The 15,649-nt window shown below is 63.3% G+C and carries 13 protein-coding genes; 3 read left to right on the forward strand and 10 right to left on the reverse strand.

The features are described 5' to 3' along the window. Positions 1–4: 4 nt before the first annotated feature. The 6 genes from AC1Z32_RS10595 to AC1Z32_RS10620 all read right to left on the reverse strand — a co-directional run bounded on the left by AC1Z32_RS10595 (position 5) and on the right by AC1Z32_RS10620 (position 6,533). Positions 5–907 carry an NAD(P)-dependent oxidoreductase gene (locus tag AC1Z32_RS10595; RefSeq protein ID WP_483478819.1) on the reverse strand — a complete coding sequence of 301 codons (903 nt, stop codon included), beginning with the start codon at positions 905–907 and terminating at the stop codon, positions 5–7. 81 nt (positions 908–988) lie between these two features. Continuing rightward, positions 989–1,303: an EthD family reductase gene (locus AC1Z32_RS10600; RefSeq protein ID WP_483478656.1), complete on the reverse strand. Its 315-nt coding sequence runs from the start codon at positions 1,301–1,303 to the stop codon at positions 989–991. 106 nt (positions 1,304–1,409) lie between these two features. Then, entirely contained in the window at positions 1,410–1,904 is a 495-nt protein-coding gene (locus tag AC1Z32_RS10605; protein WP_483478657.1) for a (2Fe-2S)-binding protein, read from the reverse strand. Then, the gene (locus AC1Z32_RS10610; RefSeq protein ID WP_483478658.1) at positions 1,901–2,761 is read right to left on the reverse strand and encodes an FAD binding domain-containing protein; all 861 of its coding nucleotides are present in this window, start codon (positions 2,759–2,761) and stop codon (positions 1,901–1,903) included. Before AC1Z32_RS10610 ends, AC1Z32_RS10605 begins: the two co-directional genes overlap by 4 nt. Continuing rightward, positions 2,758–5,145, reverse strand: a complete 2,388-nt coding sequence (locus AC1Z32_RS10615) for a xanthine dehydrogenase family protein molybdopterin-binding subunit (RefSeq protein WP_483478659.1) — start codon at positions 5,143–5,145, stop codon at positions 2,758–2,760. Before AC1Z32_RS10615 ends, AC1Z32_RS10610 begins: the two co-directional genes overlap by 4 nt. A gap of 50 nt (positions 5,146–5,195) precedes the next feature. After that, positions 5,196–6,533 carry an MFS transporter gene (locus AC1Z32_RS10620; RefSeq protein WP_483478660.1) on the reverse strand — a complete coding sequence of 446 codons (1,338 nt, stop codon included), beginning with the start codon at positions 6,531–6,533 and terminating at the stop codon, positions 5,196–5,198. 361 nt (positions 6,534–6,894) lie between these two features. On the opposite strand from AC1Z32_RS10620, the gene AC1Z32_RS10625 reads away from it, so the two are divergent. From AC1Z32_RS10625 to AC1Z32_RS10635, 3 genes are all read left to right on the forward strand, one after another. Beyond that, entirely contained in the window at positions 6,895–7,659 is a 765-nt protein-coding gene (locus AC1Z32_RS10625; RefSeq protein ID WP_483478661.1) for an enoyl-CoA hydratase/isomerase family protein, read from the forward strand. A 52-nt stretch (positions 7,660–7,711) separates the two neighbouring features. After that, positions 7,712–8,623: an SMP-30/gluconolactonase/LRE family protein gene (locus tag AC1Z32_RS10630; protein WP_483478662.1), complete on the forward strand. Its 912-nt coding sequence runs from the start codon at positions 7,712–7,714 to the stop codon at positions 8,621–8,623. 122 nt (positions 8,624–8,745) lie between these two features. Then, on the forward strand, positions 8,746–9,522 hold the full coding sequence (locus tag AC1Z32_RS10635) for a TetR/AcrR family transcriptional regulator (protein WP_483478663.1): 777 nt from the start codon (positions 8,746–8,748) through the stop codon (positions 9,520–9,522). A gap of 880 nt (positions 9,523–10,402) precedes the next feature. On the opposite strand, the gene AC1Z32_RS10640 is transcribed toward AC1Z32_RS10635, so the two are convergent. From AC1Z32_RS10640 to acnD, 4 genes are all read right to left on the reverse strand, one after another. Next, positions 10,403–10,900: a hypothetical protein gene (locus AC1Z32_RS10640; protein ID WP_483478664.1), complete on the reverse strand. Its 498-nt coding sequence runs from the start codon at positions 10,898–10,900 to the stop codon at positions 10,403–10,405. 12 nt (positions 10,901–10,912) lie between these two features. Next, positions 10,913–11,209, reverse strand: a complete 297-nt coding sequence (locus AC1Z32_RS10645) for an LLM class flavin-dependent oxidoreductase (RefSeq protein WP_483478665.1) — start codon at positions 11,207–11,209, stop codon at positions 10,913–10,915. 321 nt (positions 11,210–11,530) lie between these two features. Beyond that, the gene (gene prpF / locus AC1Z32_RS10650) at positions 11,531–12,724 is read right to left on the reverse strand and encodes a 2-methylaconitate cis-trans isomerase PrpF (protein WP_483478666.1); all 1,194 of its coding nucleotides are present in this window, start codon (positions 12,722–12,724) and stop codon (positions 11,531–11,533) included. Between the two features lie 58 nt (positions 12,725–12,782). After that, positions 12,783–15,380: a Fe/S-dependent 2-methylisocitrate dehydratase AcnD gene (acnD, locus tag AC1Z32_RS10655; protein ID WP_483478667.1), complete on the reverse strand. Its 2,598-nt coding sequence runs from the start codon at positions 15,378–15,380 to the stop codon at positions 12,783–12,785. Positions 15,381–15,649 lie beyond the last annotated feature (269 nt).

Consider the following 15,649-nt stretch of genomic DNA (forward strand, 5'->3'; position numbering starts at 1 on the left):
AGGATCAGCCTCGTCCCGTCGCCGCTTGGATCGTGTACTTCGCCATCGCCGACCAGTCGCGGTCTCCCAACCCTGCCGCGACCGTATCGGCCATCCGGCCGTGGACTGCAGCGAGCATCGGCAACGTTCGCCCCGCTTCTCTGGCGGCTTCCGATGCCAGTCGCAAGTCCTTCAGACCGAGCGTCGCCTTGAAACCGGGCTCGTAGTTTTCGCCTGAGATGTTCGCCGAATATATCTGATACGAACGACTGCCGAACAGCGTGTTCAGAATCACGTCGAAAAAGCGTTCACGTTGCAGGCCATTCGCTTCAGTCAGCACGACAGCTTCCGCCATCGCCTCGATCGCCATCGTGATCATCATGTTGCACGCGATTTTCGCGGCATTTGCAGTCGGCGCTTCGTCGCCCATATCCCAGATGCGCCCGCCGATCACTTCGAGCAACGGGCGTGCCGTTACCATGGCATCAGGGGCGCCGGCCGCCAGCACGTTGAGTTCTCCCTTCGCCGCCACGTCGGGGCGTCCGAGCACAGGCGCGGAAACATAGCCAATACCCGCCGCCTCGTGCACGGAAACGAGTTCACGCGCGAACGCAACCGAAATCGTCGATGTGACGACATGCACGAGCCCACGCTTCGCCCGTGCGAGCACGCCAGACGCGACGAGCGTCGAGCGGATTGCGTCGTCGTCGGACAGCATGGTGAGCACCGCGTCGCCCTGGACCGCCTCGACCGGCGATGCGACCATCGTGACGCCGTCCACCGATCCGCCTGAACGATTCCACGCTTTCACGTCATGTCCTGCGCGCGCCAGGTTGCGGGCCATCGCGCGTCCCATCGCGCCGAGTCCGATGATGCCAATTTCCATGTCCTTTCTCCTGTATTTCAGATGAACCGTGTCAGCCGATATTCGTACCTTGCGTCGCCTCGGTCTGAACCATTCCAGGACCAACGCGAGCGCTGCGCCGGCGTTCTTTTCGCAGCCGCTTTTTCAAAGCGCCGTCGCACGCAGGCGGCGCGGCGCAATATCCGTGAAGCGCGGTACGTCGGCCATCACGGCGGGCGTTTCGGGTGACGTAAAGGCCGCTTCGACCGATGCTTCATCGCGAAACCTGCATTCGCAGATCGCAAGCGTTCCGCCCTGTTGCTCTGCCGGGAAAAACGCCGCGACCCCGACAAGGCCGTAGCGCGACCAGTGACGCATCACAAGGGGCAGGTGATGGTCGACGTAATACGCGCGATCGAAGCGCGCACCGGTTTCGCCTTCGTAGATGACGTAGATCGTGACGGTGGCATCTCTTGACACGGTGTTCTCCAGGGGCTCAGGCACGGAAGCAGCCATCGATCGAATGCATCGCACCAGTGATGTCGCGCATGGGCGGCGATGCCGGATTCAGGCGGGTCTCATCACGCTACACGCGCGGGTCGTCGGCCGGCGCGCACGTGTTCTCGCCATGCGCCGCGCGATGGATCGCATTGACGATGCTCTCGTAGCCCGTGCACCGGCACAGGTTCCCGCTGATCGCGCGACGTATCTCTTCGTGACTCGGCGACGCGTTATGCCTCAGAAGGTCCGCCGCCGCGATGATCATGCCGCTCGTGCAGAATCCGCATTGAAACCCATTCTCCGCAATGAACGCCTCCTGCAGCGCCTCGATTCCATCGAGGCCTTCGATCGTCCGCACTTCGTTTCCGGATATCGACGCCGCAAGCACGAGACAGGACTTCCTCACCTCGCCATCGATCAACACCGTGCACGCGCCGCAATCGCCGGTCAGGCATCCGATGCGCGTGCCTTTCGCATCGAGCGCATCGCGAATCAGTTCGACGAGCAGCAGTCGCGAGTCCACTCGTTCAGAACGCGGCTCGCCATTGAGCTTGAGCCGCACCTCGATCGTTCCTTTCATGTCTTCGTTCCCGTGAGCAGGATGCGCAAATGCCGTTTGACGACGCCCGGCACGACGGCGCGACGGTAATCCGCGTCCGCGAGTTCATCGCTCCAGCCTTCGCCGACGAGATCCAGCGCGCTCACCGCCGCATGCTCGATGAACGCATCGGGTGCGAGCAACGTCTGCTCGTCGATCACGAAGCTGCGATACGCGGGCCGCCGGCCCGCCGCGCCGACGGCGAGCCGCACACTGATCTGCTCGCTCCGATGCAAGGAACACGCGACGGTCACAATGGGCCACGAGCTCGCACTCGCCTTGTACTTCTGATACTCACAGGCGACGAGCGCCGCGTCGCACGGCACGCGGATGCCCGTGAGAAACTCGTCTGCGCGGCGCGCGGTGCAGAAGGCGTCGATGAAAAACTCGCGCGCAGCGACATGACGCACGCCCCACGCCGAGCGCAACTCGAACTCCGCCTCGAGCGCCGCGAGGCATCCGGGCGCGTCGGACGAAGGGTTCGCATAGCTCGCCGCCCCGCCAAGCGTGCCCTGATTCAGGATCGAAGCGCCGCCCGTGACTTGCGCGGTCATCGCCGCGAGCAGCGGCGCATGGCGCGCCACGAGCGGCGAAGCAAGCAGTTGCGCATAGGTCGTCATCGCGCCGATGCTCAGATGCGTATCGGCGAGCACGATCTCGTCCAGACCGAGCGCGCCGAGACTGATGAGATGCCCGGGACGCACGAGATTCGCCGACATCGACGGCACCAGCATCGTGCCGCCGCCGAGCACCGACGCATCCTCGCGCAGAGCCGCCAGCAATCCGGCCGCTTCGTCGAGCTCCTTCGGTTGATGAAAATTGAAGTAATGGCCGATCACGCGCGTCGCTCCTTCAGTGAGGCCATCACGCGCGCTGGCGTCGCTGGCACGTGGCTCACGCGCGCGTCGTCACCAAGCGCATTCGCCACGGCGTTACTCACGGCGGCGAGCGCACCGCCCAGCCCCGATTCGCCGGCCCCCTTCATGCCAAGCGGATGAAACGGATTCAGCGTCACACGATGCCCTACGCGAACGGGCGGAAGGTCGTTCGCACGCGGCAACAGATAACTCTTGAAGCGATCGGTCATCATGCGGTGGTGTTCGTCGAACTTGATGAGTTCCCAAAGCGCGACGCCGATGCCCATCACGATAGCGCCCCTGAGTTGCGCTTCGACGAGCGCCGGGTTGATCATCGCGCCGCAGTCGTGCACCACCGCGTAGTCGAGCAGCCTGCTGTTGCCGGTCGCCATGTCGAGTTCCAGCGCCACGGCATGCACGGAGTTCGAAAATGTCGGGTACGTGGCGATGCGGCCTTGCGCATCCGGCTCCACGCGCACGTTCTGCGGCGCGAAGCTGCGCGTCACTTCGAGCGGCAGCGTCACGCCCGCGGCTACGGTAAAGGGCCGCAGATGCGCGCCGAGCGCGAGTTCGGCCACTGCGATCCTCGCGCCGTTCGACTCGCGCCACGCATGGCCGCCGCGCAGTGCGATCTCGCCGGGCGCACCGCCGAGCATGTTGGCGGCGCACTGTGCAAGCCTGTCGCGCAACTCCTGCGCAGCGAGATACGCGGCGGTCCCGCCGTACATGAGCGCACGGCTGCTGGCGTTGCCGGTGCCGACCGGTGTCACGTCGGTGTCGCCTTCGATCACGCTCACCTGATCCGCGCGCAGACCGAGCTCACCGGCGACCATCTGCGCAATGCCGGTGTCGCTGCCGCTGCCCGGAGACGTGACGCCCGTGAGCACCTGCACGTCGCCCGACGGCATCATGCGAACGGTGGATGTCTCGTATCCATTGGGAAAGTTGCCGGGCCGCGCGCCGCCTTCCGGCGTGAGTTCGAACGCAATGCCGATACCGATCCGCCACTCGGTGTCACGCGCGGCGCGCGCCCGCTTCTGCCATTGCGCGTAATCGAACATCGTCAGCAACTGCTCGAGGCTGCCCGGATAGTCGCCGCTATCCACGTTCAGCCCGGACGGCAGTAGACGCGGCAAGGCGTCCCGCGCGATGAGATTGCGTCGGCGCAACTCGACCGGATCCATGCCGGTTTGCCGCGCCAGCAGATCGATCGCGCGCTCCAGCACGAGGTTGCCGATTTCCTTGCCGTAACCGCGTATGGCCTGCCACGGCGGTTGATTGGTGATCGCGAGGGAACACTCGACGTCGCAGTGCTCGATCGTGTAGACGGTCGGAAACACGGCCGGCGTGACGAGCGCCATCGCCCAGCTATGACCGGCACCAATGATGCCGACATCGACCAGGATGCGGTCACGCCAGCCGATCAGCCTGCCTTGCTCATCCGCCGCGATCTCGAAGCTGTGATGCTGCGAACGCGCACCGGCGAGCAGTGTCTCGCGCCGCTCCTCGACCCACGCGACCGGGCGTTTCGTGATCCTGCTGAACAGCGCGACCAGCACTTCTTCGGGATGTCCTGCCATCTTGAGCCCGAACGTTCCGCCGATGCGCGGCGCGATCACACGCACCTGCGACTCCTTCACGCGCAGGGCCGCCGCTATCAGCCAGCGGCTCGTATGCGGGTTCTGAAACGTGCCGGTAAGCGCATAGCGCTCGCCGCGCGCGTCCCACTCGGCGATGTAGCACAGCGTTTCCATCGGCGCACTCGTCGACGGGCCGACTGTCAGTTCGCCCCGGGCGACGTGCGCTGCGCGCTCGAATGCGGCATCGGCGTCGCCCGAACGGATGCGGTCGCGCACGAGCAGGTTCGTATCCCAGCCGGGCTGAACCACCGGCGCACCTTCGCGCAAGGCGTCGCGTGCGTTTGCCGTCGACGCGTGCACCTCGTACTGGACGCGAATCTTCGCGAGCGCCGCTTGAGCGTCGTGAACCGAACTCGCGACGAGCGCCGCGACCGGTTGGCCGAAATACGTGGCGTGACCGAGCGCGAGACAACGACTCTGCAAAGGACCGCGTGCGCCTTTTGTGGGGAGGTCCATTGCCGGAGGCATTGCGTCGCTCATGCGCGCTGCGTCTTCGCCCGTCAGGCCGGCGACGACGCCCGGCATGGCGAGTGCATCGGACAGGTCGATCGAGACGATCGTCGCGCACGCATGAGCGCTGCGCAGGATGGCAAGGTGGAGCGCACCTTCGGGAATGAGATCGGCACTGTAATCGACGCGCCCCGAAACGAAGCGCGCTGCGTCCAGGCGCACCACGCTCTCTCCGAGCAGGCTGCCCGGCGACGCATTCTTGAAAGTCTGTTCCATGTTGGTCGCGTGAGGGTCCGATTGCCCGGACCCCGCCGTTCGTTCGTTACTCATCGGCTCGCCTGGCGTCCCACGCGCATGCACAGCATCGCGCATGCGCCGAGCGCAAGCAGCGTCGTCATCAGATAAAGCCCGCTGTTGAGCGTGCCGCTCAGCGTCTTGAGCCAGCCCATCGCGAACGGACTGGCGAAACCGCCGAGCAGTCCGAGGCTGTTGACGAATGCGATCGCCGGAGCGGCGGCGGACGAGCCGGCGAAATAGTCGGACGCGAGCGACCACAGCAGCGGAATCGTGACAAACACCGTGATGGATGCGATCGTCAGCAGCACGATGGTCGCAGTCAGATCATGCGCCAGAAGCGGCAGCAGCGAAAGCGCGATCGCGCCTGCGAAGGCCGCCAGTGCACCGTGCCAGCGGCGTTCGAGCAGCCTGTCCGAGTTGCGGCAGATCAGCACCATGCCGATCGCCGCGATGCCGTACGGAATGGCCGAAAGCCAGCCGATGCGCTCCACGCTCGTCGCGCCCGCGCTCTTCAGCACCGTCGGCAGCCAGAAGCTCAACGCATAGGTGCCGCAGATGAAGGTGAAATAGGCGAAGCTCATGACGTATACCTTCGGGTCGGCGATGACCTGCCGCAATTGCCCGGCGTGTTCCGCGCCCGCCTCGCGGCCGTCGTCGCGCAACGCGTGGCGCAAGGCGTCGCGCTCCGGTTCGGTGAGCCATTTCGCGCGCTCAATACCGTCCGAAAGGGTGAACCACGTCACGATGCCGAGCAGCACTGCCGGCGCCGCTTCTACGATATAGAGCCACTGCCAGCCCGCCAGACCCGCGACGCCTGCGAGCCGCGACATCGCCCAGCCCGACACCGGGCCGCCGATCATCCCCGCGATCGGAAATCCCGTCATGAAGAGACCGAGGATCTGCCCGCGCCGGTTGCGTGGGAACCATTGACTCAGGAAGTAGACGACGCCGGGAAAGAAGCCCGCCTCGAACACACCGAGCAGAAAGCGCAGCACGTAGAACGCGGTCGGGCTCGATACGGTCGCCATCGCGCAGCCGGTGATGCCCCATAGAACCATGATGCGCGTGATCGTCTTGCGCGCACCGATGCGTTGCAGAAGCAGGTTGCTCGGCACCTCGAACAGAAAGTAGCCGATGAAGAAGATTCCCGCGCCCAGTCCGTACACGGCATCGCTGAAGCCGAGTGCGTCCTGCATCTGCAACTTGGCGAAGCCGACGTTGATGCGATCCAGATACGCGACCACATAGCACACGATCAGAAGCGGCACGAGCCGCATCGCGACCTTGAGATAGAGCACGCGCTGCGTGTCGTCCGGGGCCGTCAGCTGAGCGGGCGCGTTTGCATCGAGAGCGATTTTGCGCGACATGATGACCCTCTCAGTGAAGATGAACGGAACGGCACGTGGATGGCGGAAAGCGTTTCATGAGGCTGTCTCCTTGAGCCTGCCGGCGCGCTGATGGTCCGGCGGCATCTGCTCTTGTCGGGGGCGCACCCGAAGGCGGCGGATCGCTCGCATCGAAAAACTGATCGATCGAACAGTCAGCACAGTAGCGGAGGAGGAAACGTCCGGTCAACCGAAAACACGGCAGTTTCGCCGGGGAATTTCCCTTGTTGACTGATCGATCAGTCAGGACTAGTATCGGCCGCTGAATGCATTGCGCGGCGGCACGTCACCCTTCGCGACGGGCGCCAGCGCGACTTCTCAACGTTCATCAGAGGACAGAGCCGTGAGCAACTTCGACGAATACTCAGACAAGTTCGAGACCATCCGCATGACACGTACCGATGGCGTGCTGGAAATGCACTTCCACACGCACGGCGAGCCGCTGGTGTGGAATCTGACCGCCCATCGCGAGTTCGAACAGGCGTTTCTCGATGTCGGCCGCGACCGGGAAAACGACGTCGTGATCATGACCGGCACGGGCGATGCGTTCAGCGGCCCGGCCATCGCGCCGGGCATGCACCAGAACCGCAATTCGATGACGCCGGCGATCTACGATCCGATCTACTGGGAAGCGAAGCACCTGCTCATCAACCTGCTCAATATCGAAGCGCCGGTGATCAGCGTCATCAACGGCCCGGCCGTGCGGCACGCGGAGATCCCCCTGCTCGGCGACATCGTGCTCGCATCCGACACCGCGACGATCCAGGACACCGCGCATTTCCAGGGCGGCATGGTGCCGGGCGACGGCATGCATCTGATCATGCCGCTGCTGATGGGGCGCGCGCGCGGCCATTACTTTCTATTGACGGGCCAGCGTATCTCCGCAAGCGAAGCGCTGGAAATGGGTCTGGTGAACGAAGTGCTGCCGGCGGCCGACCTTTTGCCGCGCGCCCGCGAACTCGCCAGGCTGATGCTCAAGCAACCGCGTCTCGTGCGACGCTATACGCGTACGTGTCTGAACCAGGAACTGAAAGCTCGGCTGCACGACGTGCTCGGCTACGGACTCGCGCTAGAGGGCATCGCCCGCATGAAAGAAATGGCCGCCTGAGCGGACACCCCGGTTTCTTAGCTGTATCAACATCACGATTCAAGGAGGCAGCATGACTGTCAGCAGTATCACCAGACCGATCGACATGGTGGGTTCGGTCATCGACGTGGTCGATTCCACGCCCGACGTGCTGGGCGAATCGATCATCTGGGATGAGAAAACGCAACTGCTTTGGTGGGTCGACGGGATCGGTCAGGCGATCCATCGCCTCGACATTTCGAGCGGCGCCAAGCGGAGCTGGCCCATGCAGGAAGAGATCGGAAGCATTGGCCTGCGCGCCAAGGGCGGCCTGATCGTCGGCATGCGCTCGGGCTTCTACTTCTTCTCGCCCGAAACCGGCGAACTGACCGAGATCGCGCGTCCCGACGCCGAACGTCCGAAGAACCGTTTCAACGACGGCAAGTGCGATCGTCACGGCCGCTACTGGTCCGGCACCGTGGAAGCGGCCGCCTACACCCCGCGCGGACGCCTGTTCCGTCTGGATCCCGATCTGAAGCCGAAACTCATCATGGAAGGCATCACGTGCATCAACGGGCTCAGCTTCAGCCCCGACAACCGCCTCATGTACATGACCGACTCCTTCAGTTGCCAGATCGACGTGTTCGACTACGACTCGGTCGACGGCGCCATCTACAACCGCCGCAAGTTCGCTGAGGTACCGCTCGGACGCGGCATCTGCGACGGCTCTACCGTCGATGCCGACGGGTGCTTCTGGAGCGCGAACATGGATGGCTGGTGCGTCACACGCTACGACCCGCGCGGACGAATCGACATGGTCATCAACCTGCCGGTGCGACGCGTGAGCAGCCTGTGCTTTGGCGGTCCCGATCTCGATACGCTCTTCATTACCACGGCGCGACGGCGCATGAACGAAAAAGAACTTGCGCAGCAGCCTCTGGCGGGCAACGTGCTCGCCGTGCGGCCTGGTGTGAAAGGGTTGGCAGAGCCGGAATTCCTAGGATAACGGCGCTTGCTCAACAGCGGACCGCGTCGCCTGTCGCGACTCGGTCCGGATCGGGCAGACCCGAGCCGCACGGGGTTAAGGATATACTGACTGATCGATCGAATAGGTGGGAGCTTGCAGACATGAAAACATCACGTGAGAGGAAGGTGTCCGGGACCACGGGCAACGACGCTCTGGAATCCGACCGTGCACCCGGTTCGCGCCTCTCAGCGATCCTGAACGCGGCCGAGAGGGTGTTCGGCGAACACGGCTACGCAGGAGCAAGCATGCGTAAGATCGCCGAGGAGGCCGGCGTCGCGCAAGCGCTCGTGCATTATCACTACGCGAACAAAGACAAACTGTACGAGGCCGTCTTCGAGCGTCGCTCATCGGCAATCAATCATCACCGAGGCAAGCTGCTCGATGCCCTATTCGCGAGAGAGCGTTCCGCGACGATCGAAGACGTATTGACGATCGCCTTCACACCCTTGTCGGAGATTTTCCATGGCGAGGACGCCGCGAACCTGGCACTTTACGTTCAACTCGTGGCCTCTGTCAGCCTCGGTAGCGACGAGCGGTCGCGGCGCATCCGTGAGACCTACTACGATCCCATAGCGGAGCGCATCATCGATGCGTTGTACACGGTCATTCCAGGCATCTCGCGCGAGCACGCGGTGTGGGCCTATCTATTTTCCGTCGGTGCCCGGCAACAAGCGCACGCGCTCAATGGACGCGCCGCCCGTTTGGGCGCGTCTGCCCGCACGTCGAAGTCCACCGCACACTACGAGCAACTCGTGAGATTCGCGGCCGCAGGTATCCGGGCTCTCGTCCAGCAAGCAACTGAAAGCCCTTCCCAATCGCAAAAGAGAATCTCGGCGACGAAACGGGCGCGTCGGACAGACCACGTTCGGCCAGCCTGATGCCCCAGCGTGGCACGGAGTTGGAATACGGTCACCAGTTCCCGATCGCAAAAAGGATTGCCCGCCAATGACATTTCAATAAGGCTGTTCGCCACGCAGTTGCATATGGCCGGCCGAACGAACGCTCGCACTCAAAGTATTGGCGCTCACGCCCATGAAGCCATCGATCGGGATTTATCGAACTGCACGAGGAGATTTACCGGAACCGGGGAATCAGATCTGATGCGCACCAGTGGCGGAATGCTGTTGCCCGACCATAGTTGACTTGGTATCCGACCGCGACAACCGCTCGGTGACTTAACAGGCATTTGCAACGGTCGGACGACCTGACGTCTTTTGCAGCCTCAATGTCACCGGTCGAGTCTGCTTGCCGCAGGAACTTGGCTGCCTGTTCCAGATTCATGCCATATAGGTAGGCAACCTGACGGAATTCAAACCAGGCTGTTTCCTGGTCGAGTCTTCCATCGATTTTCCTGCTGCTCGACGCACAAACATACTTTACGGACCTCATCGCGCAAGCACCTCCTAGTCGTCGCATCATCGGCAGAATCTTCCAGCAGGTCTTTATCCAATCGTTCTTCGCTTGACCGTACCTCTATTTAACCGGACTCGCGCATTCTTCCGATAGAACAAATACGCCCATGAAGGAGAACCACGGCGTCAACCCGCAATGTTCAGTCCGTCGTGGACAGGCGGCCCAGTGCATCGGCGGGATAAGGCGCTTCCCTCGAGTTCGCGTCATGAAGCTCGCGCGGTGCGAATGCCGGGAATCCACTGCCGCGCGATCAAGGCTTCCCGCGCGTCAGGCTTGTCCGTCCGCGTTGTCCGCGCCGGGCGGAGCAACACACGCTTAGTAAAACCGCGGCGAGCGACGAACGCGTCACGCGACCTCGATGTTCGACGTGCGCGGATACGCCGCCTTGCGCCAATCACCCGACTTCGGAACCGGCAAGCCGAGGTTCTCGCGCAGCGTCCCGCCCGTGTATTCCTTGTGGACCAGGCCGCGCCGCTGCAACTCGGGCACGACCATCCGCACGAAATCCTCGTACGCGCGGGGCACGTGCGTCGGCGCGATCACGAAGCCATCGAGGGCGCCTTCGACGAACCGTTGCTCCATCTGGTCGGCGACCGTCTCGGCCTGCCGCAGAACACCGGGAATTCCTCGATGCGCGCGCTTTGAGAAATCCACGAAATCGCACACCGACGGATTCTTCTCGCCCGGGAGCGTCACGACGCGGTCACGGAAACCGGTACAGCCGGAGATCGCGGCCATTTCGGCATCGCTGAATGGATCGCCGTAGCCGCGCTTCGAGAAGTCGGTGTTGAGCACTTCGCACAGCAGCGCGAGCGACTCGATCGGTTTCGCGAGCGAATCCATGTATTCGCGTTCCTACTGCGCGATCTCGTCCGACTCCGCCACGATCGTGTAGCACGCGGTAGAGATCTTCACGTCGTCGGGGTTGCGGCCAGCGTCGGCGAGCGCCTGTTTCATCTCCGCGTATTGCTTCTTGCCCACCGCGAGATTCGGATACACGACGAAGACGAGGTCTGCCCAGCGCGACGCGACCTGACGCCCGCGCCCGCTCTGCCCGGCCTGAATCAGCACCGGATGCCCCTGCTGCAAGCGCGGCGCCGTGAACGGCCCGCGCGACTTGAAGAAGCGCCCTTCATGATCCAGACAATGCACCTTCAACGCATCGGCGAAGCGGCCACTCTCCTTGTCGAGAATCAGCGCGCCGTCTCATGAAAAGCGGCGCCAGATTCAACTGAAGTCCTTGTTTGCCGATTCGCGTCCGAGCGCGATCTTCGTCAGGGAGATTCTCACGGCGGAGTTCGCCGATATCGATATCGAAGGGGAAGTTGCTCGCCTGCAATCCGGCGCGCTATTCGACTGGCCCAGCAGGGTCTTCTGTCATCTATTCACAGTGCCCCGGAGAAATCGATCAAGCTCGCGGCGCCATCGCCAGAAGCGACGGCGGCCACATGGGCTCAGCTTCAGTCTGCCCCCTTAATCCAGCGTCACAACCGGAGCCCGCACCCAGCCTTCCATAAGCACGCGCGCGCTGCGGCTCATGATGGCCTTCTTCACCTGCCATTCGCCGTTCGATTCGACCGCTTCCGCACCGACGCGCAACGTACCCGACGGATGCCCGAAGCGCACCGATTGACGCTCGCCGCCGCCCGCCGCGAGATTCACGAGCGTGCCCGGGATCGCCGCCGCCGTGCCGATCGCAACCGCCGCCGTGCCCATCATGGCGTGATGCAGCTTGCCCATCGACAAGGCGCGCACGAGCACATCGACATCATTGGCGCCAATGCGCTTGCCGCTCGATGCGACATATTCCGCCGGGGCCGCGACGAACGCGATCTTCGGCGTGTGCTGGCGTTTGGCGATTTCATCGAGGCTCTTGATCAGACCCATGCGCAGCGCGCCATACGCGCGGATGGTTTCGAAGCGTTTCAAAGCCGCATCGTCACCGTTGATCGCGTCCTGAAGCTCGGTGCCCGTGTAGCCGATGGCGTCCGCGTTCACGAAGATCGTCGGAATGCCCGCGTTGATCATCGTCGCCTTGAAGGTCCCGACACCCGGGACTTCGAGATCATCGACGACATTGCCCGTCGGGAACATCGCGCCTTCCGCGCCCTCTTCCTCCGCTGCGGGATCGAGAAACTCGAGTTGCACTTCAGCGGCGGGGAACGTCACGCCGTCCAGCTCGAAGTCGCCTGTTTCCTGCACGGCGCCGTTGGTTATCGGCACATGCGCGATGATCGTCTTGCCGATGTTCGCCTGCCAGATCCGCACGATCGCAATGCCGTTGTCCGGCACGCGCTCCGGATCGATCAGGCCGCCTGTGATCGCGAACGGGCCGACCGCCGCCGAAAGATTGCCGCAATTGCCGCTCCAGTCGACGAACGGTTTGTCGATGGAAACCTGGCCGAAGAGATAATCGACGTCATGACCGGGCCGCGCGCTCTTCGAGACGATGACCGTTTTGCTCGTGCTCGATGTCGCGCCGCCCATGCCGTCGATCTGCTTGCCGTACGGGTCCGGACTGCCGATGACGCGCAGGAAGAGCGCGTCGCGCTCAGGGCCGGGCACGCGCGCCGCTTCGGGCAAGTCGTTCAGGCGAAAGAAGACGCCCTTGCTGGTGCCGCCGCGCATATAGGTCGCGGCGATCTTGATCTGAGGTGCGTGTGCCATGTGATTCGAATCCTTTGATAAGAAAAGACGGCGCGCGCCACGCCGTCTTCATGCGATGTCATGCCGCCTCTTTCGACGACTCCAGGAAGTCCTGAGCGAAGCGTTGCAGCACGCCGCCGGCTTCGTAGATCGACACTTCTTCGGCGGTGTCGAGACGGCACGTCACGGGCACTTCAACCCGCTCGCCGTTCTTGCGATGGATGACGAGCGTGAGATCCGCGCGCGGCTTGCGCTCGCCGATGACGTCATACGTCTCGGTGCCGTCGATGCCGTAAGTCTGGCGATTCTCACCTGCCTTGAATTCGAGCGGCAACACGCCCATGCCTATCAAATTCGTGCGATGAATACGCTCGAAGCCTTCCGCGACGATCGCCTCGACGCCCGCGAGCCGCACGCCCTTCGCAGCCCAGTCGCGCGACGAGCCCTGTCCGTAATCCGCACCCGCGATGATGATGAGCGGCTGCTTGCGATCCATGTAGGTTTCGATTGCCTCCCACATGCGCGTGACCCGGCCTTCCGGTTCGATGCGAGTGAGCGAGCCCTTCTTCACCTGCCCTTCGACGACCGCCATTTCGTTGATGAGCGTCGGATTCGCGAAGGTCGCGCGCTGCGCCGTCAGATGGTCGCCGCGATGCGTCGCGTATGAATTGAAGTCCTCTTCGGGCAAGCCCATTTTCGCGAGATATTCGCCCGCCGCGCTGTTCGCGAGAATTGCGTTGGACGGCGAGAGATGGTCCGTCGTGATGTTGTCGCCGAGCACCGCGAGCGGTCGCATGCCGCTCAGCGTGCGTTCGCCCGCGAGCGCGCCTTCCCAATACGGCGGGCGGCGAATGTAGGTGCTTTGCGCGCGCCAGTCGTAGAGCGGGCTGATCGCCTCGCCACTCGCCGCGGTCAGCGCGAACATCGGCTCGTAGACCTTGCGGAACTGCTCGGGCTTCACGCTCTGTTTGACGATGGCGTCGATTTCCTCGTCGCTCGGCCAGATATCCTTCAGATAGACAGGCTGACCATTTTTGCCGACGCCGAGCGCATCGCGTTCGATGTCGAACCGGATCGTGCCCGCGATCGCATACGCGACGACGAGCGGCGGCGATGCGAGAAACGCCTGCTTCGCATACGGATGAATACGGCCGTCGAAGTTGCGATTGCCGGAGAGCACGGCGGTCGCGTACAGATCGCGATCGATGATCTCCTGCTGGATGGCGGGATCGAGCGCGCCGGACATCCCGTTGCATGTCGTGCACGCGAACGCGACGATGCCGAAGCCGAGCTGCTCCAGATCGGGCAGCAGATTGGCTTCCTGCAAATACAGTTCGACCGCCTTCGAGCCCGGCGCGAGCGAGGACTTCACCCACGGCTTGCGCGTGAGACCTTGCGCATTCGCATTGCGTGCGAGCAGCGCCGCGGCGATAACGTTGCGCGGATTGCTGGTGTTCGTGCAGCTTGTGATCGCAGCGATGATCACCGCGCCGTCCGGCATCTGTCCGGGCACTTCTTCCCATTTGCCGGCAATGCCGCGCGCCGCCAGTTCGGAAACCGGCAGGCGCTTGTGCGGATTCGAGGGTCCTGCCATGTTGCGCACGACCGACGAGAGATCGAAGCGCAGCACGCGTTCATATTCGGCTCGCGTCAGCGAATCGGCCCACAGGCCGGCGGTTTTCGCATATTGCTCGACGAGGCTCACTTGCTTGTCGTCGCGGCCGGTCAGGCGCAGATATTCGATCGTCTGCTCGTCGATATAGAACATCGCGGCGTTCGCGCCATATTCCGGCGCCATGTTCGAGATCGTCGCGCGGTCGCCGAGCGTAAGGCTCGATGCGCCTTCGCCGTAGAACTCGAGATACGCGCCGACCACCTTCTCCTTGCGCAGAAACTCGGTGAGCGCGAGCACGATGTCTGTCGCCGTGATGCCCGGCTGCCGCTTGCCGCTCAATTCGACGCCGACGATATCCGGCAGGCGCATCCACGACGCGCGGCCGAGCATCACGTTCTCGGCTTCGAGCCCGCCCACGCCGATCGCGATCACGCCGAGCGCATCGACGTGCGGCGTGTGGCTGTCCGTGCCGACGAGCGTGTCCGGATACGCAATGCCATCGGCCGCGTGAATCACGGGCGACATGCGTTCCAGATTGATCTGATGCATGATGCCGTTGCCCGGCGGAATCACATCGACATTCTTGAACGCTTTTTTGGTCCAGTTGATGAAGTCGAAGCGATCCTCGTTGCGCCGGTCCTCGATCGCGCGGTTCTTCGCGAACGCATCCGGATCGAAGCCGCCGCATTCCACCGCGAGCGAGTGATCGACGATGAGTTGCACGGGCACGACAGGGTTCACTTTTGCGGGATCGCCGCCCTGGTCCGCGATTGCGTCGCGCAGGCCGGCGAGATCGACGAGCGCCGTCTGCCCGAGAATGTCGTGACAGACCACGCGTGCCGGGAACCACGGGAAGTCACGCTCCCGCTTTCTTTCGACGAGCTGCGTCAGCGATGCCTCGAGGATCGCCGGATCGCAGCGGCGCACGAGGTTTTCAGCCAGCACACGCGAGGTGTACGGCAGCGTGTCATAAGCGCCGGGCGCGATGGCTTCGACGGCTGCGCGCGCATCGAAGTAATCGAGCGAGGAGCCGCTCAGGGGTTTGCGGTGTGCAGTATTCATCGCCGTGTCTCAGTCATTGCATGGTCTCTCGGGTGCCATGCTCGAAAGTAATTGTGGGGCAGACCCATCGGTTTCAAAAATCGGGCCATCTGGTTGCCGCTCGCTTCACCGTTCGGGACGGGAGCATTGCCAGAGTATCAATTTGCCAGCGGATTTCACTTGCCCGTGGAAAGCATCATGAATTGAAGCATAAAAAGGGGCCCGGCTGCCCGGGTGTGACAGCAGGGCCCAATCCCTCACGTCTCTCGCGTCTCACGTAGAGGGAACCT

It is taken from the genome of Caballeronia sp. 11_S32 (genome assembly GCF_056930355.1).

Coding starts and splice junctions, on each gene's coding strand:
- AC1Z32_RS10605 (WP_483478657.1), bottom strand. CDS start 1,904: ATGAAAGGAACGATCGAGGTGCGGCTCAAGCTCAATGGCGAGCCGCGT.
- AC1Z32_RS10615 (WP_483478659.1), bottom strand. CDS start 5,145: ATGGAACAGACTTTCAAGAATGCGTCGCCGGGCAGCCTGCTCGGAGAG.
- AC1Z32_RS10620 (WP_483478660.1), bottom strand. CDS start 6,533: ATGTCGCGCAAAATCGCTCTCGATGCAAACGCGCCCGCTCAGCTGACG.
- AC1Z32_RS10630 (WP_483478662.1), top strand. CDS start 7,712: ATGACTGTCAGCAGTATCACCAGACCGATCGACATGGTGGGTTCGGTC.
- AC1Z32_RS10635 (WP_483478663.1), top strand. CDS start 8,746: ATGAAAACATCACGTGAGAGGAAGGTGTCCGGGACCACGGGCAACGAC.
- AC1Z32_RS10640 (WP_483478664.1), bottom strand. CDS start 10,900: ATGGATTCGCTCGCGAAACCGATCGAGTCGCTCGCGCTGCTGTGCGAA.
- prpF (WP_483478666.1), bottom strand. CDS start 12,724: ATGGCACACGCACCTCAGATCAAGATCGCCGCGACCTATATGCGCGGC.
- acnD (WP_483478667.1), bottom strand. CDS start 15,380: ATGAATACTGCACACCGCAAACCCCTGAGCGGCTCCTCGCTCGATTAC.